The organism is Jejudonia soesokkakensis, assembly GCF_042664795.1.
Taxonomy (GTDB): Bacteria; Bacteroidota; Bacteroidia; order Flavobacteriales; family Flavobacteriaceae; genus Jejudonia; species Jejudonia soesokkakensis.
On sequence record NZ_JBHTBN010000007.1, the window covers coordinates 98,927 to 120,668 of the forward strand.

Consider the following 21,742-nt stretch of genomic DNA (forward strand, 5'->3'; position numbering starts at 1 on the left):
ATTTTTTGTAATCGGTTTTTACTTGTTTTTTAATTTCCCTAAAACGGTTAGGTATTTTTTTAATTCCGTTTTAAATTTTCCGAAGTCATCCAGAGACACATCAATCAGCAAATCATATAAATCTGGATTCGCTTTCGACACGCCCACTTTGAACTTCGCTTTGCTTTTTGCCATCATCATATCCAAATACCGATGCTCATTAGTGTAATACCCTACTAACACATCAAACGTAGCGTCCAAAAACTCTACTGCATTTTTATTGGTGATAACTCCCTTCCAACTAAAGTCTTTATTACTTACTTGATTCTGCCGTAAAGACGGTGCTTTTTTACTGTATGTTACAAAAGTAAATACCTTTACATCCTTTGGCTGCAATCCAAAATACGCATAGGATTCTAATAACGCATCTAGTTCCTTAAACGTATCTTCATTTACCAAAAAACCCAACGTATGCATTTCAGAATTGATCTGAGAGCAATCACGTTTAGCTATTTCGCTTGCCATCGTCTTTTCAAAAGAACGCTGTTTAAAGGTTTGAAACATGTTTATTTAGTTGTCCTCGCAAAAATACGTTGAAGGTTTATATTACTGAAAGGTTTACACCCAATTTATCTTAGGCGATCATTCCAAGAAAAACATCTTCAGAAATGATAGGAATTCCAAGTGATTCGGCTTTGGCTAACTTACTCGGACCCATATTCTCACCTGCGACCACATACGAAGTTTTTCCAGAAATACTTCCCGAAACCTTCCCGCCGTTATCCTCAATTAATTTTTTAAGCTCTGTTCTGGAAACTTTCGCAAATACCCCTGAAACGACAAAGGTATTTCCCTGTAGCTTGTCGGTCTGATGTGCCAATTTCTCTGCGGAAATTTCTAACTGAACGCCATAAGACCGTAATCTTTCTATAATCTGTCTATTGTTTTCTCCTTCGGAAGGATTTGAAAATAAATCTTCTTTTTCCGTAGCAAAAAATGCAACCACACTTTCTGCAATACTTATTCCAATTTCATCTACTAAAACCAATTCTTCTACCGAAGCATTCATCAAGGCATCAATTGTCTTAAAATGTTTTGCTAGTTTTTTGGCAACCGTTTCTCCTACATATCGAATCCCTAACCCAAACAAAACTCGTTCAAAAGGAATATTTTTTGAAGCTTCCACTCCAGCAACCAAATTTTCGGCGCTTTTCTGCGCCATACGTTCAAGTGGTAGTAAATTTTCCACTTTCAATGTATATAAATCTGCATAGTTATGGATCAATCCATTCGTGACCAACAGAGCGACGGTTTCACCTCCCAGCCCTTCAATATCTAGAGCTTTTCGCGAAATATAATGCTGGATACGTCCTATGATTTGTGGTGGGCACCCGGCAGTGTTTGGACAATAATGTTGTGCTTCCCCTTCAGTTCGGATAAGAGTCGTGTGACATTCGGGACAGTGTGTGATGTACTGAGTTGCTTCTGAGTTTGGGTCTCTTTCAGTAAAATCTACACCAATGATCTTTGGAATGATTTCTCCTCCTTTTTCCACAAACACCGTGTCACCCTCGCGTATGTCCAGCTTTGCTATCTGATCTGCATTATGCAATGAAGCACGTTTTACTATGGTTCCAGCCAACTCCACAGCCTCGAGATTAGCTACAGGTGTAATAGCCCCTGTACGTCCTACCTGATATGTGATTTCATTTAGTTTTGTGGATACCTGTTCGGCTTTAAATTTATACGCCATTGCCCATCGGGGAGCTTTGGCAGTATATCCTAATTCTTCTTGCTGTTGTAAATTATTCACTTTAATCACCACACCATCGGTTTCATAAGGTAAATCATGCCGATGAGTATCCCAGTAATTCACAAAGGCCAGCACCTCATCAATATTCTTAGCAAGCTTCGCAATCTCAGGAACTTTAAATCCCCATGCTTTTGCCTTTTCTAGCGCTTCCATTTGTGTTTTGACAGGCAACTTATTCCCCACCAAACTATACAACAAACACTCTAAAGGTCGTTTGGCCACCTCAGCACTATCTTGCAATTTTAGACTCCCAGAGGCTGTGTTTCGAGGATTCCTATACGGCTCCTCGCCTTCCGCTACTCTTTCAGCATTCATTTTTACAAATCCTTCAAAAGGCAGCACAATTTCTCCTCGAATTTCGAATTCTGGTGGATAATCGCCTTTTAGTTGAAGCGGTACTGATTTAATCGTTTTTATGTTCGCAGTCACATCATCCCCCTGAAATCCGTCACCTCTTGTTACCGCTCTAAGCAAACTTCCGTTTTGATAGGTGAGGCTCATAGAAGCTCCATCATACTTTAACTCACAACTATACTGGACTTCCCCATCGACCATTTTTTTTATTCGTTTTTCCCAGTCTTCAAGGTCTTCTTTGGAATAACTGTTATCCAAAGAATACATTCTATAGGTATGCGCCACCGTTTCAAAATTTTTAGTGATGGCTCCACCCACCCGAAGACTTGGTGAATTAGCATCATAAAATTCGGGATGCGCAGCTTCAAGCGCTTGAAGATCCTTCAGTTTTGTATCGAAATCGAAATCGGATATGGTAGGATTATCCAGCACATAATAGTTATAATTATGGTCACGGAGTTCCTTGCGGAGATGCTTAATTTTTTCTTCAGTTGTCATAAAAACAAAGATAGAAAAAGTGGAGATGAGTATCTTGGTATATTAGTAAGTTAGTATTTTAGATTTTCTAAATCTCTAAATAAAAAGGGACAATAAACTCTTTAAGTTCTCTCTGGCTTTAGCCATTTTGGTAATTGAGGGGGCTTAAAATCTTCCATCTTTTGAAGCAAATTTTCTACGGAAGTATCTACGAGTAGTAATTCATAATTATTCATTGAAACAAACCCTTTTTTAACCATGGTTTCCAACATGGCGATAAGGTCGTCATAAAATCCGTTACTATTTAAAAGACCAATAGGTTTGCTATGAAGCCCCAACTGAAGCCAGGTAATAATTTCAAAAAGCTCTTCTAACGTTCCAAAACCTCCAGGAAGCGCAATAAATCCATCACTTATTTCTTGCATTTGTAATTTACGCTCATGCATATTCTGAGTGGTAATAAGTTCTGTCAAACCCAAATGCACCACCTCTTTTTTCTTTAAAAATTGAGGAATGATCCCTATTACGCTTCCGTTAGCGTCAAGGACTGTTTTGGCAAGAGTTCCCATCACTCCAATTTTTGCAGCGCCGTACACCAAGGTGATATCTCTTTCGGCAAAAAGCGTTGCAAGTTTGAAAGCATCTGCTTCAATCTGAGGGTCATTTCCGCTACTGCTTCCGCAGAACACACATATCTTAGAAAGTTGAGTCATTAGATGTACATTTTAACATTCGGTCCTTTCCGAAGATATCTTTTTTTAATTCAAGTTCTGAAAAACCTTCGGTGATTAACATCTGTTTCATAGCTTCTCCAAGATACTCATTAATCTCGAAGAAAAGAAATCCATTAGGCTTCAAATGCTTTTTTGCCAAGCGTGCAATCTTTCTGTAAAATACAAGCGGGTCTTTGTCACTTACAAACAATGCTTGTTCTGGTTCGTAATCCAATACATTTTTTTGCATCTTTTCTTTTTCCAGTTCGCGAACGTAGGGCGGGTTGGAAACGATAATGTCATAGGATACCGGCAGATTTTCTGCCAGTAAAATATCTTTTTGAAGAAAATTGACCTCAACGTTATTCAATACTGCATTTTCTGATGCGACTTTCAATGCTTCCTTTGAAATATCTATAGCAGAAACAGAGGCTTCCTTAAGGTGTTTTGCCAGCGAAACTGCGATACAACCAGAGCCGGTACCGATGTCTACAATCGTGAAACTTGAATTGTGATTAGTGTATTGTGATAGAATCCATTCTACTAATTCTTCGGTTTCCGGGCGTGGAATAAGGGTATCTTTTGTTACTGTAAAGGGCAGTCCATAAAATTCTGTTTGACCAATAATATACTGAATGGGTTTGTATTGCTTTAGCTGGGAGATTGCATTTTCAAACTGTTGCCCACTTTCTGCCGCAAGTTCCTCTTCTGCCTTTACAGAAGTTTCATAACGTGTAAGTTTCAGAATCCTTTCAGAAAGAATCCCAAAAAACGACTGAATCTCCTCGACGGGATATAACCCTTCGAGCTCCTTATTAAATTGGTTTCGTAATTCTTTAATTTTCATGAGAGCTCTTTCAGCATCTGCACAGGACAGGCACAATGACCCGTGTCTCCCATAGGGCCATCGAGATATTCAAATCCGTGCTTTTTATATAATTTTTGAGCCGCTTCCATATAGGTCATGGTTTCCAGATAGCATTTTTCAAAGCCAAAACTTGTAGCTGCTTCTAAACACTTTGAGATCATTTCATGACCAATCCCGCGTCCTCTGGCTTGAGGCATGTAATACATTTTTTGCAGTTCGCATACGTTTCCGTCGTAATTAGCCAACTGAGCAATCCCTGCACCTCCAATAAGTGTTTTATTTTCTTCGACTACAAAGTAGACTGCACGCTCTGTAGCATAGGCTTCAAACATACAATCGAGTGCTGTATCTGCATAAGCGGTCCCTACCTTTGGGACATTATGCTCGATCAATACACTACGTATCACTCTGGCTATTTGCTCGTTATCATTTTTCTGAATGGGTCTAATCGTATACGTACTCATGTCACATTTAAGCTGTATTTTTGAGGTGTGAAAATACATGAAAAATACATGTCACGCTGTATTCAGCTCGCAAAAAATGGATTAGGAACTACCTATCCAAATCCGTTAGTAGGAAGTGTACTAGTGTACAATGATAAAATTATTGGCGAAGGCTGGCATTATCAAGCAGGACTTCCCCATGCCGAAGTCAATGCAATGGCAAGTGTTAGCACTTCTGAAAGTGATAACCTTTTAGAAGCAACCATGTATGTAAGCCTGGAGCCTTGTAGTCATTTTGGAAAAACACCTCCTTGTGCCGATCTTATTATTGAAAAAGGGATAAAAAAAGTGGTTGTGGGCAGCACAGATCCAAATCCGAAAGTAGCTGGACGCGGCATTAAAAAATTGTTGGAGGCTGGCTGTGAAGTCATTGTAGGTGTATTAGAAACTGAATGTGACGCCCTCAACAAGCGGTTTTTCACCTTTCAGAATAAAAAACGGCCGTTTATCTTTTTAAAATGGGCGCAGACCGCCAACGGCTTTATCGCTCCTTTAACCAAAGAAAAAAAAGAACCTGTTTGGATTACCAACGAATACTCACGGCAGTTGGTTCATAAAATGCGTTCTCAAGAGCAAGCTATATTAGTAGGTACAAATACCGTACTAGAAGACAACCCAAGCTTAACCACTCGCAACTGGAAAGGCACGTCACCTATTCGAGTGGTCATTGACAGAGCCTTAAAAATTGCTGAAACTGCTTCGGTGTATGATCAATCTGCACCCACTATTTTTATTTCTGAAAAAGCAAGAGGTAGTACAGAAAATATATATTTTGAAACTGTCGATTTTTCCGAAGCTTTACCCCTTCAAATCTGTGAGGTTTTATACAAATATGATATTCAGAGTTTGATTGTTGAAGGCGGCACGAAGATGCTTCAGCAATTTATAGATGCTTCTATATGGGACGAGGCAATTATTTTCACTGGAAAAACTACTTTTACCAATGGAGTCAAGGCACCTGTCTTTGAAGGCACATTGCTTTCCGAAGAAAACATACAAACCGACACTCTTCAATACTATAAAAACAACAACTCTTGATCTATTTACTCCTAAGCATTTTAGCGTCTACTATCATTTTTGTAGTATTTAAACTGTTTGCAACATTTAAAATAAATACGCTACACGCTATTGTGGTCAATTATTTTGTGGCCTGCCTTTGTGGAATGATAGCCTATAAAGGTTCGGTTTCCTTGAGTGAAATTCCGCAGCAAGATTGGTTTTATTATACCTTAGGGTTGGGAGCGCTATTTATCATCGTTTTTAACCTTATGGCCATAACGACACAACGTTCGGGACTTTCGGTAGTTTCGGTAGCCACTAAAATGAGTTTGATCATCCCTATTATATTTGGTTTAATATATTATAAGGAAAGCATAGGGATCTTTAAGATTATAGGAATAGTTCTGGCACTTGCAGCCGTTTATCTGGCCTCTATCAAATCTAAAGATGGAATTGCCATTCAGCCGAAAAATCTGGTATTTCCTGTTCTTGTCTTTCTTGGAAGTGGAGTTATAGATACTTCTATTAAATTTTTGGAGGACAGTTTTGTTGCCGAAACCGATGTTCCTGTATTTTCTTCGACCATATTTTCTGCAGCCTTTACTATAGGAGTACTTGTGCTAACAATACAAGCCGTTCAAGGAAAATTTACGTTTGAGTTTAAAAACATACTTGGCGGGATCGCCTTGGGAATTCCTAACTATTTCTCCATCTACTTTTTAGTGAAGGCATTGCGTGGCGGATTATTAGAAAGTTCTGGTGTGTTTACCATTAATAATGTTGCTATTGTGTTACTCTCTACAGTTCTTGGCATACTTTTGTTTAAAGAAAAATTAATTCCGAAGAACTGGATAGGCATCGCATTGGCAGTTCTTAGCATTGCATTTATATTTTTAGCGGCGTATGACTTCTGAAAAAGACACCTATAAAACCATTACAAAACCATCTGCTGAAACGCTATTTAAAGAAAAAGGCAGTAAATTTTATGGGTATGCATTTCCCGTAACTTCTGAAGATGATGTAAAATACTATCTCGAACAACTGAAGAAACAACACCACACCGCAAGACATTTTTGCTATGCCTGGCAACTGGGAAAAAATTATGATAACTACAGAGCTAATGATGACGGAGAACCTTCTAATAGTGCAGGTATGCCAATCTACGGACAACTACAGGCCTTTGATGTGACAAATGTATTAGTGGTTTCTGTTCGGTATTTTGGCGGAACAAAACTAGGCGTGGGCGGACTCATCCAAGCCTATAAAACCTCAGCTCAGTTAGCTTTAGAAGCTTCCAAGATTGTTAAGCGAACCATCGACAAAGAATTCATACTTACATTTGAATATCCAGAAATGAATACAGTGATGCGCATTATTAAAGATGAAAATTTAAAAATTACCAATCAAATTTTGGAGCTGACCTGCCAGATAGAAATTTCAGTACGAAAAAAAGAAGCACAGCGAGTTTTTGAAATATTTACAAATACCTATAAAGTAGCTATCAAAAGAAAAAAATAATTAAGAGATCTTGTTTTTAAATTAATTTTTCTAATAAATAATCAGGTGCTTTTGTAAGCTTTTTTGTGCTACTATTTATAAAAACCAATGTGGTTGAAGCAGTTACCAAAAGTTCATCTTTTTCATTACGAATTTCATAGTCAAATTCGATCTTGACTGTAGGAATTTTCCTTAAGACTGTTTTCACTGAAATGACATCATCATACCGTGCAGGTTTTTTATAATCGATCGTAAGATTAACCACGGGAAGTTGTGTGTTATTTTCTTCCATCCATTTATAAGAAATGCCCATTTCACGGAGCCATTCGGTTCTTCCTTGCTCTAAATAATGTGCATAATTGGCATGGTAAACAACACCCATTTGATCCGTTTCACCATATCGCACTCGTAATTGTATCGTATTTTCTTTCAAATATTTTTTGTTTAAAAAAGTACCCTTTTCGTTAATCAAAAAAAGCATATTGAGTATGCGAAAAAAAAACTACAAATTCAATAGCCAAACCATTTTTTTTTTCAATTAATTGTTCACATATTTGTACCGTTGGATAATCACACGGAAATTTCTCTTTCTATCTTATTTCAACCACCAAGTATAATCAAAAAACAACAACTAACAACTATGAGTAAAACTGCGCAATCGGTTTGGAATAACTGTCTTTCTTTCATAGAAGACAATATTACCTCTCAAGCTTATAAAACTTGGTTCGAACCTATAAAAGCAGTAAAACTTGCAGAAAACGCTTTAAGCATACAAGTTCCCAGTAAATTTTTCTATGAATGGCTGGAAGAACACTATGTAAAACTTTTAAAAGTTGCTTTGACCAAAGAGTTGGGTACTACAGCAAAATTGGTGTATGTGATTAAAATGGAAAACACCTACGGTAACAAGCAACCATTTACCGAAAAAATACCTAGCTCAAACCGAAGTCAGGTAAAATCTCAGGATGTCGATGTCCCTCTAAAGAATAAAAGTCCGGAACTTAAAAATCCGTTTGTCATTCCAGGAATTCGAAATGTAAAAATTGAGTCACAATTAAACCCTAATTATAATTTTGAGAATTTTCTTGAAGGTGAGTCAAATCGTTTAGCACGATCGGCTGGTTTAGCGGTGGCAAATAAGCCAGGTGGCACCTCTTTTAATCCATTATTGGTGTTTGGAGGCGTAGGACTGGGAAAAACTCACTTAGCGCATGCTATTGGTGTTGATATTAAAGATAAGTACCCAGAAAAAACTGTTTTATATATTTCTGCTGAAAAATTTACACAACAATATATTGAAAGTGTAAAAAAGAATAACAGAAATGATTTTATACATTTCTATCAGATCATCGATGTTCTTATTGTAGATGACATTCAGTTGCTTTCAGGTAAAGCAGGTACTCAGGATGTATTCTTCCACATATTCAATCACTTACACCAAAACGGCAAGCAAGTTATCTTAACAAGTGATAAGGCGCCTGTCGATATGATTGATATTGAGCAACGACTCCTATCAAGATTTAAGTGGGGACTTTCAGCAGAATTAAACCATCCCGATTACGATACTCGTGTTGCCATTATAAAAAACAAACTGTATCGAGATGGTGTTGAAATGCCTGAAGATATTATAGAATTTCTAGCAAATAATATTAAGACCAATATTAGAGAACTGGAAGGAGCCATTATATCTTTAATTGCGCATAGTTCTTTCAATAAAAAAGACATCACGATAGATCTTGCTAAAAATATAGTTGATAACTATGTGAAGCATACCAAACGTGAAGTTTCTATAGACTACATTCAGAAAGTAGTAAGTGAATATTTCCAAATGGATGTAGACACTCTGCAATCTAAAACCCGAAAAAGGCATATTGTACAGGCAAGGCAATTGGCGATGTTCTTTGCTAAAAAGTTTACCAAAGCATCCCTTGCATCCATTGGCTCACAAATTGGCCAGAGAGATCATGCTACCGTGCTTCATGCTTGTAAAACAGTTGACAACCTTTCTAGTACAGATAAACAATTTAGAAAGTATGTAGAGGATCTTCAGAAAAAATTGACGCTTTAAACAAACCATTCGTCCCGCTTTCTTGCGGGATTTTTTTTTATCTTTTCTGAAAATTTTTCTATATGAAAACTAAAATCTTAATGGTATGCCTAGGTAATATTTGTCGCTCCCCGTTAGCTGAAGGTATTTTAAAATCAAAATTAGATCTTTCAAAATATCAGGTTGATTCTGCAGGAACTGGCGGATGGCATGTAGGAGATTTACCAGATCCCAGAAGTATTGCTGTGGCAAAGAAAAACGGACTGGATATTACAGACCAACGCGGAAAACAATTCTCTCCCTACGATTTTGAAATCTACGATCACATTTTTGTGATGGACAACTCAAATTATAAAGATGTTCTCAAGCTTGCCAAAACAGATGAAGAAAGGGCAAAAGTACAACGCATACTTGATGAACTTTTTCCAAATGAGAATGTAGATGTGCCCGATCCTTATTATGGGGGCGATAGAGGGTTTGATGATGTTTATAATATGCTAGATCAAGCATGTGAAAAAATAGCAGCTAGACTTTAATTTTATAAGTGCGTTACAATTATGTATCTTAGTAAAAAAAATCATGAAAAAAATTATCCCTTTATTTGCCCTACTCTTTCTAGCATGTTCAATTCAGGCTCAAGTTGTTTCGATTGAACCTTTCGCAGATGGTTTTTCAAGTCCTATTGATCTGCAAAATGCAGGTGATGAACGTCTTTTTGTCGTTGAAAAAAGCGGAGTCATAAAAATTTTAAACTTAGATGGTACGGTTAATCCAACTCCATTTTTAGACATTCAATCACTAATCAACGATGCGGGCGAAAGAGGCTTACTAGGTCTTGCCTTTCATCCAGATTATGCAACAAACGGGTTTTTCTATGTGCATTATTCAGATACGAATGGAGATACTCAAATTTCAAGATTCTCTGTAGATTCTGGAAACCCTGACATTGCAGACTCAACATCTGAGCTTTCCATTCTATTTGTAGATCAACCAGCCTCTAATCATAACGGAGGCTCTATCGCATTTGGTACAGATGGCATGTTGTATATTGCTTTAGGTGACGGCGGCGGCGGCGGTGACCAAGATAATAATGCGCAAAACTTATTACTATTATTAGGAAAATTACTTCGAATAGATGTCGATAATCCTACAGGTGGAAACAATTACGGAATTCCGGCAAACAATCCTTTTGTGGGCAATCCAGACGGAAGAGATGAAATATGGGCGTACGGACTAAGAAACCCTTACAGGTTTTCCATAGATGATGAAGCCGGAGATATATGGATTGGAGATGTAGGTCAAGGCTCTGTAGAAGAGGTAAATAAAGCACCTCTTTCTGAAGCTGGTATTAATTACGGATGGCGTTGCTTTGAAGGCTCTGAACCGTTTAATACGGGAGGCTGCCCAGACCCTAGCGAACTTACATTTCCTGTCGCCGAATATCCTTGGAGCGCAGGAGGATCGGTTGTTGGCGGATACGTATACAGAGGGTCTATTTATCAGGATTTACAGGAAGTTTATATTTTTGCAGATATTGACGGTATGATTTCTACAGTAGACAGCGACTTGAATTATATTGACCAAGGTAGCTATCCAGAATTTTTCTGGGTAGGTTTTGGTGAAGATATTAATGAGGAACTCTATTTGCTTGATATCACAGGTAGTATCGTAAAAATTCAAGGGTCTGTGTTATCGGTTCCAGAATTTGACAAAAACAGCATTAGCATCTCCCCTAACCCTGCTTCAGACTATGTAACGATTTCTTCTTCGGAAAGGATTTTAACTTCTATTCAGGTTGTAGATATTAGAGGAAGTATTATTATGTCTGAAAATTTTTCAGCACCACAAAGAACAATTGAAACAACCTCATTATCACAAGGAATCTACATGATACAAGTTCTTGCTGATGATGGTTCTAAAGTGACAAAAAAATTAGTAGTTCAATAGGGATGACGAAAGGGAATTTATACCTTATACCATGTACACTAGGCGATACTCCTCCTTTGGAAGTATTGCCTTTTTTAGTAAAAAAAGCTGTGGAAGAAATTAATCATTTTGTCGTAGAACACGAAAAAAATGCGCGCAGATTCATCAAAGAGATTGCACCAAAAAAATCGCAACCTGAGCTACACATAAAATTGATCAATAAATTTACCGATGACCTGGAGATACCAGACATGATTCAGCCCTGCCTCGAAGGGCATCATGTGGGTATTATTAGCGATGCAGGTTGCCCTGGAGTTGCCGACCCAGGTGCTGCGGTTGTTGCCGCTGCTCATCAAAACAACATAAAGGTTGTTCCATTGGTAGGACCGTCGTCTATCTTGCTCGCCTTGATGGCAAGTGGCTTCAATGGACAGAATTTTGCTTTCACAGGCTATCTACCTATTGATAAACGAGAACGAAAAATAGAAATTAAAAGATTGGAAAGACTTTCAGCAGAGCAAGATCAATCACAATTATTTATAGAAACACCATATAGGAACAATCAGATGTTAGAAAGTTTACTTTCTACCCTCCATAATGACACTCGAATCTGTGTTGCCTGTGATATTACCTTAGCCACCGAATATATTAAAACGGCTCCCGTTTCAGTATGGAAAAAAATAAAGGTGGATCTTAATAAAAGACCCACCTTGTTTATTATACAGAAATAATGTGTTTTATAACACTTTTGCTTTTTTATCGGCTTTGATCATCGAAGTGTCATATCCTGAAAAGCGTTTCATGTAATATTTTATAGAAGTTCCAAAAGCATCATTAAAAGTTACAGCACCACCACTTCTTAAAAACTTTTTTACACTACCAGGGCCTCCTAAGTGAGCTGCGGCTAAGATACCTGATTCGGTAACCTTTACACCGCCTACCCAAGTTCCTGCATAGCGCTTAATGTCTCTTCGTAAAATCCATTTGTTTCTGGAAGCATTGGCATGAAAAGCATCTTCTTGTAAACGTGTATCCTCTAGAAAATCTGCCGTATTTCTAATTCCAATAAGCGCAAGTGTATTCTTAGAGAATTGATATTTCCCTAAATAACCATATTGATTAACTACGTTGTATTGTCCTTGCGACTCTTTAAAACCAACAGCTTCTTTAAATCCTGTATAAGTTTTACCTAAATACAATGAGTAAGAAGGCTTTGCAGGCGCTTTTAGCACACTGATTTCTTCTTCTGTTAATACATTAAAACAAAAAGGTGCGTCTTTAGAAACCTTATATACTGATAAATCAACTCCACTTCGAGTCTTGAATCCTGTAGCGACTACTAAAGCCACTATAAGAAGAAGATTGATATAAAGAAATTTATGTTTCATAGTTTAAAAATTAGGACATGTAAAATTGTCTCATTTTCAGCGCGCAAAGATACACATTTTTATACACAATTGATTTATAACCTATTAAAACTTTGTTAAATGAAAAAACCAGGCGTGTCGGCCTGGTCTCTTCAATAATTATAATATCGCTTTGGCGTTTGCATTAGCAGGGATAGATGTAAGGTCATAATTTGCAAATTGCTTCATGTACTTAGTGATAGGTACGTTATTTGCATCTGCAAACACATTGTCTCCATCTGAGCAGAGAAACTTCATTACGTTTCCTGCACCTCCTAAATGCGCTGCGGCCACAAGGCCCGATTCGGTTACTTTAACACCACCAATGACCTTTCCGGCGTAAGAAGTAATATAGTCTCTAAGAACAAACTTATTTTTTGCAATCAAAGCTTCAAAAGCTTTGTCTTGCAAATCTGGATCATTCAAAAATCTTTTTTTACTCTTTACACCCACCCATCTCAGGGCAGACCATCCAAACTGGTATTTGCCTACGTAACCTAATCTGTTCACAGCTTTGTAGTTGTTGCTGCTTTCTTGGAAACCAACATCACTACTAAAACCTTCAAGCGACTTCCCAACAAACGGAACTGAATGATGGGATTTCATGTTTACTTCATATTCAAAGGGAACATCGGCTAGTTCGCCTACGATATCTGTCGTAAACATAGAACTGCTATTATACTCTTTTTTTGAAGAGAAACCTGAAACCACAAAAGTGGCTACAAGGAGCAGCACAGACAATTTCATAAAACGTTTTCGCATGTTCTACTTATTTAGATTATAATTAAGGGTTTCCACTTCGTGCGGAAACAAAAATCATCCAACAAGTATACAGCGTGCTAGTAACAATATACTTGCTAAACTGTGTTTATGAATTGTGTATTGTAATATCAAAGAACGTATTCCAACATCATTGGAATATTAATTTTTTTTGCCTAAAACCATTGCTTCAGACCCATTAAAAGTACGCAGAAAACTAGCATTTTACGGCATACTTAACACTCTTTAACCTCCCATTTTACAAAGGTTTAACGTTTTTAGCGACGAACTCCGTTCTCGTTGATCCAACGGACATATTCAGCCTTATTACGATTGTGTTGCGCAAGTGTTTTGGCAAACTTATGATACCCAAAATTAGTAACATCTGCCACAAAATATAGGTACTCGTGTTTTTCGAAGTTGAGCACTGCATCTATTGCAGTAATATCTGGCATTGCAATAGGTCCTGGCGGAACTCCAATATTTAGATACGTATTATAGGGAGAATTTATTTCAAGGTCTTTGTATAAGACTCTTTTAATAATTTGATCAAAATTATTTTCTGAACGCTTTTTTGCATAAATAACCGTAGGATCTGCCTGTAATGGCATGCCACTCTGTAATCTGTTGATGTAAACTCCTGCCACCCTAGGACGCTCGTCTACTTTTGCCGTTTCTTTTTGTACAATAGCTGCTAAAGAAATTACTTGATCTCTTGTAAGCCCAATATTCTTCGCTTTCTGATTTCTTTCTGGAGTCCAAAAACGATTATATTCATTGAGCATCTTACTCCTAAAATTTTCAGCCGATGTATTCCAATAGACTTCGTAGGTGTTTGGAATATACATTCCTAATGCAGTAGCTTCTGAAAATCCAGAAGTTGTTAAAAATTCAGAATTCCGCATCGTATTCAATAGGGTAATACTATCTGGCTCAATTTGATTTGCTAAGTGACCCGCTAAATCTTCCAATCGTTCTTTATTATTGAATTTGATATTGATGGGCACATTCCTACTGCGAATAGTATTTACAATATCATTATTGCTCATTCCATTCGTAATAACATAATGCCCTGCTTTTATATTCGAAGTGTATTCTTTTTTAGTTGCCACTTTTACAAAGCTGGAACGGTCCTTAAGTAAAGGTTCTAATTCTTCTAGGACATTATTGAAAGAAGCATTGGTAGGGATATATACATGTGCCTCTTTATTATTAAAAGCTGTATTAGGGGCAAAAACCGCACTATATACATACCATGAAAAAATGGCCATTCCAACTAGACCCAACAACAATACGGCTATTAAGATTTTCTTTAAATACATAAGCTGCTACTAAAACATTTTCAAGCGAAAACGATTTTATTTCTTATTTATTAATTGATAAAAGAATTCATTTTTAAATTTATTTCCACTCAAAATCCAGTCTGCTTTATTTCCCGCATTTTTAAACCCTGCATTTTCAAAAAGTGAGAGACTCGTCGTGTTATCTTCTGTAATATTTGCGAAAATCTGATGTACTGAAAGATGTGTAAAGGCATAATTAATAACAAGTTTCAGTGCTTCGGAAGCATATCCCTTACCTCTATAGGTTTCAGAAAAAATAATAATTCCTACGCCAACTCTCAAATGCTTCGGATCAAAATCAAATAAGTCAATAAAACCTATTCCAACCTGTGTTTCAATTTCACATATTACCAATCGTAATTGTTTTACTTCGTAAATATCACGATGTGCATTCTCTAAATATTGTTTTAAAACAAACTTAGAGTAAGGTGTAATCGTATTGCTTACTTCCCAAACCGACTCGTCATTTTCTAATGCCATTAAAAAAGACAGATCTTCTGGCTCCAGAGCTCTTAAATATATTTTTTCGCCTCGTAACGTCATGACCACTCTCCTTTGTAAACCTGTTTTGCAGCGCCTTCTAAATACACATTTTCATACCCCTTTTGGGTTTTTTCAAAATACACTTTAAGATTTCCTCCAGGAGTTTGCAGGGCAATAGTAGTCGCCTCAGTTTTTAAAATTGCATGCATCGCTATAGCCACAGCAGTAACCCCTGTGCCACAAGACAAAGTTTCATCTTCTACACCTCTCTCATAGGTCCTAACTGAAAAAATGTCACTTCCTACTTGAGTTACAAAGTTGACGTTTGCACCTTCGCTTCCGTAGATTGTATTTCTAATTCTTTTCCCTTCTGAAAAAACATCATATTGTTCAAGACTATCCACTAATTGTACATGGTGAGGTGAACCCGTATTCAGAAAAACAAAATCTTTTTCAACACTAACTGAAGAAACGTCATTCATTTTCAATTTTACAATACCGCCTTCTACCGTGGCTGTATGCATACCATCTACAGCTTCAAAAGTAGCGTTGTCGTTTATAACTCCTAGAAATTTTGCAAAATGGGTTATGCATCTGCCACCATTTCCACACATACTGCTTAGATTTCCGTCGGCATTATAATATACCATGGTAAAATCTACGGCGGCATGATCTTCTAACAAAATAAGCCCATCTGCTCCAATACCAAATCTTCTATCGCAAAGTTGAGCAACAAGTCTGGTATTATTTTTGGGAAATATAGCATGACGATTATCAATCATTACAAAGTCGTTCCCAGTGCCTTGATATTTATAAAACGGTAGCTGCATTTGCACAAAGATACTAAAAGCAAAAAAGCAAGAACGACACTTTGCGTTGTTAAATGGACGTTAAACTTGAAATGTAATAAAATAAAGATCGTCTTATAATTGTTAACCATTGTATAATTAAAATTTGAGAAAGAATATGAAACAGACAATTCGATTATTCATTGTAGCACTTGTAGCAGGTGCGGTGACATTAGGAGGTTACAAATTATTTGTAGCGAATGATACTAAAATTGCTACTTCTAGCATCTCCACAGATTCTACTAATTTTATACCGACCACATATAATTCTACCTCCTTAGCTGCGGCATCCAATATAGATTTTACTGTAGCTGCAGAAAAAACTGTAAATGCCGTTGTACATGTTAAAAACACGACCATTAGTACGCAACCAAGCAATATAATGGAATACTTCTATGGGGGAGGTCAGCCGCGTGCTATGGTAGGTGCTGGTAGTGGTGTAATTATTTCACCAGACGGATATATCATAACAAACAATCATGTAATTGCGAATGCATCAGATCTTGAAGTGGCGCTCAATAACAATCAGATTTACAAAGCTGAATTAATTGGTGCAGACCCTACAACCGATATTGCATTGATAAAAGTAGATGCAAATGAAGAACTTCCATTTGTCCCTTTTGGAGATTCAGATACCGTAAAAATTGGAGAATGGGTGCTTGCTGTAGGAAATCCGTTTAATCTTAACTCTACAGTTACTGCAGGAATAGTAAGTGCTAAGGCAAGAGACCTTAACGAATTTGATGGTAATCCCCAATCATTTATTCAGACAGATGCAGCTGTTAACAGAGGAAACAGCGGAGGCGCTCTAGTAAATACCAGAGGTGAATTAGTTGGAATTAACACGGCAATCACTAGTGAAACAGGATCGTATGTAGGATATGCTTTTGCAGTTCCCTCAAACAATGCTAGAAAAGTGATTGAAGATATTATGGAGTTTGGAAACGTACAACGTGGGATTCTGGGAATTCAAGGTAGCAATCTTAATTCTCAAAATGCAAAGCAGTGGGGTATTAATGAGACAGAAGGGGTCTATGTAGCCGCTATTGAAAAAGGAAGTGGCGCAGAGCGCGGCGGACTTAAACAAAACGATATTATCACGGGAATCGACGGATTAAAAATCGTAAAGTTTTCGGACCTTACTGGCTATATAGGCTCTAAAAGACCCGGAGATACGGTAGATGTTACAGTGGTTAGAAACGGTCAAAAAAGAAACGTTCCAGTTACCTTATTTAAACTAGAAACCTATAAAATTGAAGATCTAGGATTGGAAGTTAAAAATGCAAATAAAGCAGATTTGGCTGCACGTGGTATTAAAAATGGAGTGAAAATTACCGATGCATTGACAAAAGATATGAGTGATTTTAACTTGGAAGACAGTATAATTACAGAAATCAACAATATATCTATTAAGGATATTGATGATGTTCGAGAAATAATGGCCAGAAGAAATACCAATGCACCAATTAAGATTACATTTGTCAAGAAAACAGGAGAAATAAATTCTTTTATTTTCAGATAAAAAATAAATTTTAATACAATTCACAAACCCTTTTATTTCCAATAAGAGGGTTTTTTATTTTAAAGTTGAACGATTAAAACCGTTGAAAATGATTATTTTTGCAAAAATTTTTAAACCTAAAACAACACACCTATGAGTTTTGAAGATGTTTATGAAAAAGAACTGTCTTTTCAAACCGACCGTCGCAAGGCAACTGTCGAATTTATTAAAATTGTAAGTGACCTTTGGTACGACAAATCTATTGAACTGGTACTTTTCAGAAACCAATTAATAGATCGTAACGTTAGTGAAATTTTAAACCTGCATGAGTATGCTGGTGAGTTTGTACAAAAACCAATTTCGATTTTTGACTCCGTTGAAATTGCACAAGCTATTCAGAAGATTGATCTACCACCTGCAAAATTAGACATTGGAAAACTCACATTTGAATATCACTTAGAGGATAATAAATATGAAGATGCCATAGGTTTTGTTAGTGACAAGCTAAAGGATGCCAAAGACACACAAAATATTGCTCCTAAAGATGTTGTTTTATATGGTTTTGGACGTATAGGGAGATTATTGGCAAGAGAACTAATGACCCGAACAGGTGGTGGAAATCAAATGAGATTACGTGCCATCGTAACTCGTGGCGCTATTGATCAAACTGTTTTAGAAAAAAGAGCTTCCTTACTTCAATATGACTCAGTACATGGAGATTTTCCTGGAACCGTACGTGCAGATCTTGAAAACAAATCACTAATCATTAACGGCACAACAGTTCACATTATTTCTGCAAACAATCCTGAAGACATAGACTATACAGAATATGGAATTGAGGATGCCTTAATTATTGACAATACTGGTGCTTTTAGAGATAAGGAAGCACTGGCACGTCATTTAGTTCCTAAAGGAGCTTCAAAAGTATTATTAACAGCTCCTGGAAAAGGAGTTCCAAATATTGTTCACGGGGTCAATCACAAAGAGCATAATCCGGATACTGTAGATATTTTTTCTGCAGCTTCGTGTACAACTAATGCAATAACACCCGTTTTAAAGGCTATTGAAGATAGCTTTGGTGTTGTTCAAGGACATCTGGAAACAATTCATGCGTATACAAACGACCAGAACTTGGTAGATAACATGCATAAAAAATACCGTCGGGGTCGTGCAGCGGCTTTAAATATGGTAATTACTGAAACGGGAGCAGGCTCTGCAGTATCAAAAGCGTTACCCTCTTTTGAAGGAAAGCTGACCTCCAATGCTATTCGGGTTCCTGTACCAAACGGTTCGCTAGCAATTTTAAATCTAGAGTTGGAAGCAAAAACAACCTTGGATGGACTTAATGCTACGATGAAAAAATATGCATTAGAAGGAGATCTTGTTGAGCAGATCAAATACTCGTTAAACAATGAGTTGGTATCTAGTGACATAGTAGGATCATCGGCTCCATCTATTTTTGATAGTAACGCAACTATCGTTACTGAAAATGGTAAAAATGCAGTGATCTATGTTTGGTATGACAATGAATATGGTTATAGCCACCAAGTGATTAGATTAGCAAAGTATATCTCTAAAGTACGAAGATTCACGTATTATTAATAGGTTCTGAAAATATTTCAGAAAATAGAATGATTTTAATAAGCCTCGCAAATGCGGGGCTTATTGCAATAAAAAAACTTACTTATGAAAGTACATCGCGCCTCGAGCAAAGACCTAAAAAAGCTAGTGCCATTATTTAATGACTACAGGATTTTTTATAAACAAAACTCAAATCAAGAGGCAGCTAGATTGTTTTTAGCGGAGCGTTTTTCAGAAAATGATTCGATTATTTTTATGGCTGAAAATGCTTCAGGAAAAGGAATAGGTTTTACACAGCTCTACCCAAGTTTTTCTTCAGTTTCTCTCCAACGCACCTATATATTAAATGACCTGTATGTAGCTTCCGAAGCCAGAAAAAAAGGAGTTGGAGAAGCCTTATTAAAGGCTGCAAAACAATTTGCAATTACTGAAGGCAGTAAAGGACTAACCCTGGAAACAGAAATTGACAATCCAGCGCAATCTCTTTATAAAAAATTAGGATGGGTGCAAGACACAAAAGTCAATCACTATACCTGGGAAATTAAATAGTTAGATTCCGTATTTTTACCGAAACATTTTCAGAAGAAATTATGGATCATCTTACAAAGCTTGAAGAAATGCTCGACCAGGCAAATGGGAAATTCCGTGAGGGAAAATACGAGGAAGCATCAAACATTCTAGAAAAAATAATCGATCTGGATTCTAACTTCGGAAAGGCTTACAATCATTTGGGCTGGATGTACGATACAAAGTTTAAGGAGTTTGATAAGGCAGAAACATTATATAAGTTATGTCTTGAAAAATCACCTATGTATCCTGCCGTGTATTATAACTATGCTGTTTTGCTGTCAAGTCTTGGAAGGTATGATGATCTCAAAACACATCTTGACCTGGCAATTACTATTCCGGGAGTAAGTAAATCATCGATCTATAATGAATATGGAATTATGTATGAGCAACAGGGAAAATTAGATCTCGCTATTGACAATTACAAAAAATGTGGACTCCATAGTCTTGATCAAAAAACGGTTGACAGAGCCAAACAAGGAATTGAGCGCTGTAAGTCTAAACAATATTTTCTATAATATGCGTATAGATATAATAACAATTTTACCTGAGCTACTTACTAGTCCGTTTGAAGCTTCTATCTTGAAGAGAGCTATTGAAAAGAAATTAGTTGAAGTACATTTTCATAATCTTCGCGATTTTTCTACGAATAACTACAATCAAATAGATGATTACCAGTTTGGAGGCGGTGCAGGAATGGTAATGATGATTGAACCTATTGACAAATGTATTTCAGGTCTAAAATCTGAAAGAAATTATGATGAAGTACTATATATGACACCCGACGGGAAAACACTGACTCAGGGAATAGCAAATCAACTTTCGACAATGGAAAACATTATTATTCTGTGTGGTCATTATAAAGGGGTGGATCAACGCGTTCGTGATCAGTTTATTACTCGAGAAATTTCAATTGGGGATTTTGTTCTAAGTGGTGGTGAGTTGGCAGCTGCGGTAGTTTGTGATGCAGTGATACGATTGTTACCAGGAGTTTTAGGAGACGAAACGAGTGCGCTTACAGATAGCTTTCAGGATGATCTGTTGGCCCCTCCTATTTATACTCGTCCGGCAGAATACAAAGGATGGAAAGTTCCGGAAGTATTGTTGAGCGGACATGCAGCCAAAATTGAAGCATGGCGTGAACAAAAGGCTCTAGAGAACACCAAAAACAGGCGTCCAGACCTTTTAGAAGAGTAATTCATTGATTTTTTAATCAGAAAAAATAGGCAAAACATTGTAGCATAGCAAAAAATGATTATTTTTGCACTCGTTTTATACCAACCTCTGGCGAGATACGTGAATGTTGCTGTAAACTAAATCCAATAAACAAATTAAAATGGAAGCTTTAGTAAAATTTGTACAAGAAGAATTTGTAGAAAAGAAAGAATTCCCAAAATTTAGTGCTGGTGATACAATCACAGTATACTACTCTATCCGTGAAGGAGACAAAACAAGAACACAGTTTTTTAGAGGGGTTGTTATTCAATTAAAAGGAAGCGGTGCAACGCAAACATTTACCATAAGAAAAATGTCTGGTACTGTAGGTGTAGAACGTATTTTCCCAATGAATCTTCCTGCATTACAGAAGATCGAAATTAATAAAACTGGTAGTGTGCGTAGAAAACGTATCTACTACTTTAGAGGTCTTACTGGTAAAAAAGCTAGAATTAGAGAAAAGAGAAAGTAAATACATTCTTAAAATTAACATACAGCACCCCAATCCAATGGGGTGCTTTTTTTATGAACAAATGTTAATAACAGCTGTTTGTAAGATGTTCGTATCTAATAGCTTATAAAATTTGTATTTTTCAAAATGTGTATTACTTTAGTACTATCGAAGTGATGTTACAGTCATGGAGATAAACATAAAGTAACGTTCTTTATTCTTTTTTTAGTTGTTTGATGTACTAACGATTTTATTAAATGGTTAGTTCGTAGAGTAAAAGAAGAAAAGAAATTGTTTTTTGCGACATAGAATAACTTTTTGTTATTGGTTCGATATAAAAACATATTTCTTTGAAATATATCACGACTGTGAGGGTATAATAAACTTACTTTAATTTCGATCCGTCGAAATA

24 protein-coding genes are annotated in these 21,742 nt (G+C 36.8%); 13 read left to right on the plus strand and 11 right to left on the minus strand.

Going from position 1 to position 21,742, the window contains the following annotated elements:
* Window positions 1–18: 18 nt before the first annotated feature.
* The 5 genes from ACFQO1_RS12790 to ACFQO1_RS12810 form a co-directional block, all read right to left on the minus strand.
* A complete protein-coding gene (locus tag ACFQO1_RS12790; RefSeq protein ID WP_380218553.1) occupies window positions 19–543 on the minus strand; it encodes a DUF6913 domain-containing protein in 525 nt (174 codons plus the stop codon).
* A 70-nt stretch (window positions 544–613) separates the two neighbouring features.
* Window positions 614–2,644, minus strand: a complete 2,031-nt coding sequence (ligA, locus tag ACFQO1_RS12795; RefSeq protein WP_380218554.1) for an NAD-dependent DNA ligase LigA — start codon at window positions 2,642–2,644, stop codon at window positions 614–616.
* Window positions 2,645–2,745: 101 nt separating this feature from the next.
* On the minus strand, window positions 2,746–3,336 hold the full coding sequence (locus ACFQO1_RS12800) for an LOG family protein (RefSeq protein WP_380218555.1): 591 nt from the start codon (window positions 3,334–3,336) through the stop codon (window positions 2,746–2,748).
* On the minus strand, window positions 3,320–4,183 hold the full coding sequence (gene prmC, locus ACFQO1_RS12805) for a peptide chain release factor N(5)-glutamine methyltransferase (protein ID WP_380218556.1): 864 nt from the start codon (window positions 4,181–4,183) through the stop codon (window positions 3,320–3,322). The genes ACFQO1_RS12800 and prmC overlap by 17 nt, the downstream gene beginning before the upstream one ends.
* A complete protein-coding gene (locus ACFQO1_RS12810; RefSeq protein ID WP_380218557.1) occupies window positions 4,180–4,668 on the minus strand; it encodes a GNAT family N-acetyltransferase in 489 nt (162 codons plus the stop codon). Before ACFQO1_RS12810 ends, prmC begins: the two co-directional genes overlap by 4 nt.
* A gap of 27 nt (window positions 4,669–4,695) precedes the next feature.
* On the opposite strand from ACFQO1_RS12810, the gene ribD reads away from it, so the two are divergent.
* The 3 genes from ribD to ACFQO1_RS12825 are packed head-to-tail and all read left to right on the plus strand — an operon-like array spanning window position 4,696 to window position 7,224.
* Window positions 4,696–5,745: a bifunctional diaminohydroxyphosphoribosylaminopyrimidine deaminase/5-amino-6-(5-phosphoribosylamino)uracil reductase RibD gene (gene ribD / locus ACFQO1_RS12815; protein ID WP_380218558.1), complete on the plus strand. Its 1,050-nt coding sequence runs from the start codon at window positions 4,696–4,698 to the stop codon at window positions 5,743–5,745.
* Window positions 5,742–6,620 carry an EamA family transporter gene (locus tag ACFQO1_RS12820; RefSeq protein WP_380218559.1) on the plus strand — a complete coding sequence of 293 codons (879 nt, stop codon included), beginning with the start codon at window positions 5,742–5,744 and terminating at the stop codon, window positions 6,618–6,620. The genes ribD and ACFQO1_RS12820 overlap by 4 nt, the downstream gene beginning before the upstream one ends.
* Window positions 6,610–7,224 (plus strand): IMPACT family protein, encoded by a 615-nt coding sequence (locus ACFQO1_RS12825; protein ID WP_380218561.1) that lies wholly within the window; start codon window positions 6,610–6,612, stop codon window positions 7,222–7,224. Before ACFQO1_RS12820 ends, ACFQO1_RS12825 begins: the two co-directional genes overlap by 11 nt.
* A gap of 16 nt (window positions 7,225–7,240) precedes the next feature.
* On the opposite strand, the gene ACFQO1_RS12830 is transcribed toward ACFQO1_RS12825, so the two are convergent.
* Entirely contained in the window at window positions 7,241–7,636 is a 396-nt protein-coding gene (locus ACFQO1_RS12830; protein ID WP_380218562.1) for an acyl-CoA thioesterase, read from the minus strand.
* Between the two features lie 207 nt (window positions 7,637–7,843).
* Here ACFQO1_RS12830 and dnaA point away from each other — a divergent pair, with 207 nt between their 5' ends.
* The 4 genes from dnaA to ACFQO1_RS12850 all read left to right on the plus strand — a co-directional run bounded on the left by dnaA (window position 7,844) and on the right by ACFQO1_RS12850 (window position 11,907).
* Window positions 7,844–9,271 (plus strand): chromosomal replication initiator protein DnaA, encoded by a 1,428-nt coding sequence (gene dnaA / locus ACFQO1_RS12835; RefSeq protein WP_380218563.1) that lies wholly within the window; start codon window positions 7,844–7,846, stop codon window positions 9,269–9,271.
* 62 nt (window positions 9,272–9,333) lie between these two features.
* Window positions 9,334–9,786, plus strand: a complete 453-nt coding sequence (locus tag ACFQO1_RS12840; RefSeq protein ID WP_380218565.1) for a low molecular weight protein-tyrosine-phosphatase — start codon at window positions 9,334–9,336, stop codon at window positions 9,784–9,786.
* A gap of 43 nt (window positions 9,787–9,829) precedes the next feature.
* Entirely contained in the window at window positions 9,830–11,197 is a 1,368-nt protein-coding gene (locus tag ACFQO1_RS12845; protein ID WP_380218566.1) for a PQQ-dependent sugar dehydrogenase, read from the plus strand.
* 2 nt (window positions 11,198–11,199) lie between these two features.
* Window positions 11,200–11,907, plus strand: a complete 708-nt coding sequence (locus tag ACFQO1_RS12850; protein WP_380218567.1) for an SAM-dependent methyltransferase — start codon at window positions 11,200–11,202, stop codon at window positions 11,905–11,907.
* A 6-nt stretch (window positions 11,908–11,913) separates the two neighbouring features.
* Here the strand turns inward: ACFQO1_RS12850 and ACFQO1_RS12855 are convergent, their stop codons facing one another.
* The 5 genes from ACFQO1_RS12855 to dapF all read right to left on the minus strand — a co-directional run bounded on the left by ACFQO1_RS12855 (window position 11,914) and on the right by dapF (window position 15,997).
* Window positions 11,914–12,564, minus strand: coding sequence for a peptidoglycan-binding protein LysM (locus ACFQO1_RS12855; RefSeq protein WP_380218569.1), 651 nt, complete (start codon window positions 12,562–12,564; stop codon window positions 11,914–11,916).
* A 138-nt stretch (window positions 12,565–12,702) separates the two neighbouring features.
* Window positions 12,703–13,344: a hypothetical protein gene (locus ACFQO1_RS12860; RefSeq protein WP_380218570.1), complete on the minus strand. Its 642-nt coding sequence runs from the start codon at window positions 13,342–13,344 to the stop codon at window positions 12,703–12,705.
* Window positions 13,345–13,619: 275 nt separating this feature from the next.
* Window positions 13,620–14,663 carry an endolytic transglycosylase MltG gene (mltG, locus tag ACFQO1_RS12865; protein ID WP_380218572.1) on the minus strand — a complete coding sequence of 348 codons (1,044 nt, stop codon included), beginning with the start codon at window positions 14,661–14,663 and terminating at the stop codon, window positions 13,620–13,622.
* Window positions 14,664–14,699: 36 nt separating this feature from the next.
* Window positions 14,700–15,227 (minus strand): GNAT family N-acetyltransferase, encoded by a 528-nt coding sequence (locus ACFQO1_RS12870; protein ID WP_380218573.1) that lies wholly within the window; start codon window positions 15,225–15,227, stop codon window positions 14,700–14,702.
* Window positions 15,224–15,997 carry a diaminopimelate epimerase gene (gene dapF / locus ACFQO1_RS12875; RefSeq protein WP_380218574.1) on the minus strand — a complete coding sequence of 258 codons (774 nt, stop codon included), beginning with the start codon at window positions 15,995–15,997 and terminating at the stop codon, window positions 15,224–15,226. Before dapF ends, ACFQO1_RS12870 begins: the two co-directional genes overlap by 4 nt.
* 136 nt (window positions 15,998–16,133) lie before the next feature.
* Here dapF and ACFQO1_RS12880 point away from each other — a divergent pair, with 136 nt between their 5' ends.
* From ACFQO1_RS12880 to rplS, 6 genes are all read left to right on the plus strand, one after another.
* The gene (locus tag ACFQO1_RS12880) at window positions 16,134–17,537 is read left to right on the plus strand and encodes a S1C family serine protease (protein ID WP_380218575.1); all 1,404 of its coding nucleotides are present in this window, start codon (window positions 16,134–16,136) and stop codon (window positions 17,535–17,537) included.
* Window positions 17,538–17,669: 132 nt separating this feature from the next.
* On the plus strand, window positions 17,670–19,118 hold the full coding sequence (locus ACFQO1_RS12885) for a glyceraldehyde-3-phosphate dehydrogenase (protein ID WP_380218576.1): 1,449 nt from the start codon (window positions 17,670–17,672) through the stop codon (window positions 19,116–19,118).
* Window positions 19,119–19,202: 84 nt separating this feature from the next.
* Window positions 19,203–19,646 (plus strand): GNAT family N-acetyltransferase, encoded by a 444-nt coding sequence (locus tag ACFQO1_RS12890; protein WP_380218577.1) that lies wholly within the window; start codon window positions 19,203–19,205, stop codon window positions 19,644–19,646.
* 41 nt (window positions 19,647–19,687) lie between these two features.
* A complete protein-coding gene (locus tag ACFQO1_RS12895; RefSeq protein WP_380218578.1) occupies window positions 19,688–20,182 on the plus strand; it encodes a hypothetical protein in 495 nt (164 codons plus the stop codon).
* Between the two features lies 1 nt (window position 20,183).
* Window positions 20,184–20,861: a tRNA (guanosine(37)-N1)-methyltransferase TrmD gene (gene trmD, locus ACFQO1_RS12900; RefSeq protein WP_380218579.1), complete on the plus strand. Its 678-nt coding sequence runs from the start codon at window positions 20,184–20,186 to the stop codon at window positions 20,859–20,861.
* 139 nt (window positions 20,862–21,000) lie between these two features.
* Window positions 21,001–21,351 (plus strand): 50S ribosomal protein L19, encoded by a 351-nt coding sequence (gene rplS / locus ACFQO1_RS12905; protein WP_380218581.1) that lies wholly within the window; start codon window positions 21,001–21,003, stop codon window positions 21,349–21,351.
* Window positions 21,352–21,742 lie beyond the last annotated feature (391 nt).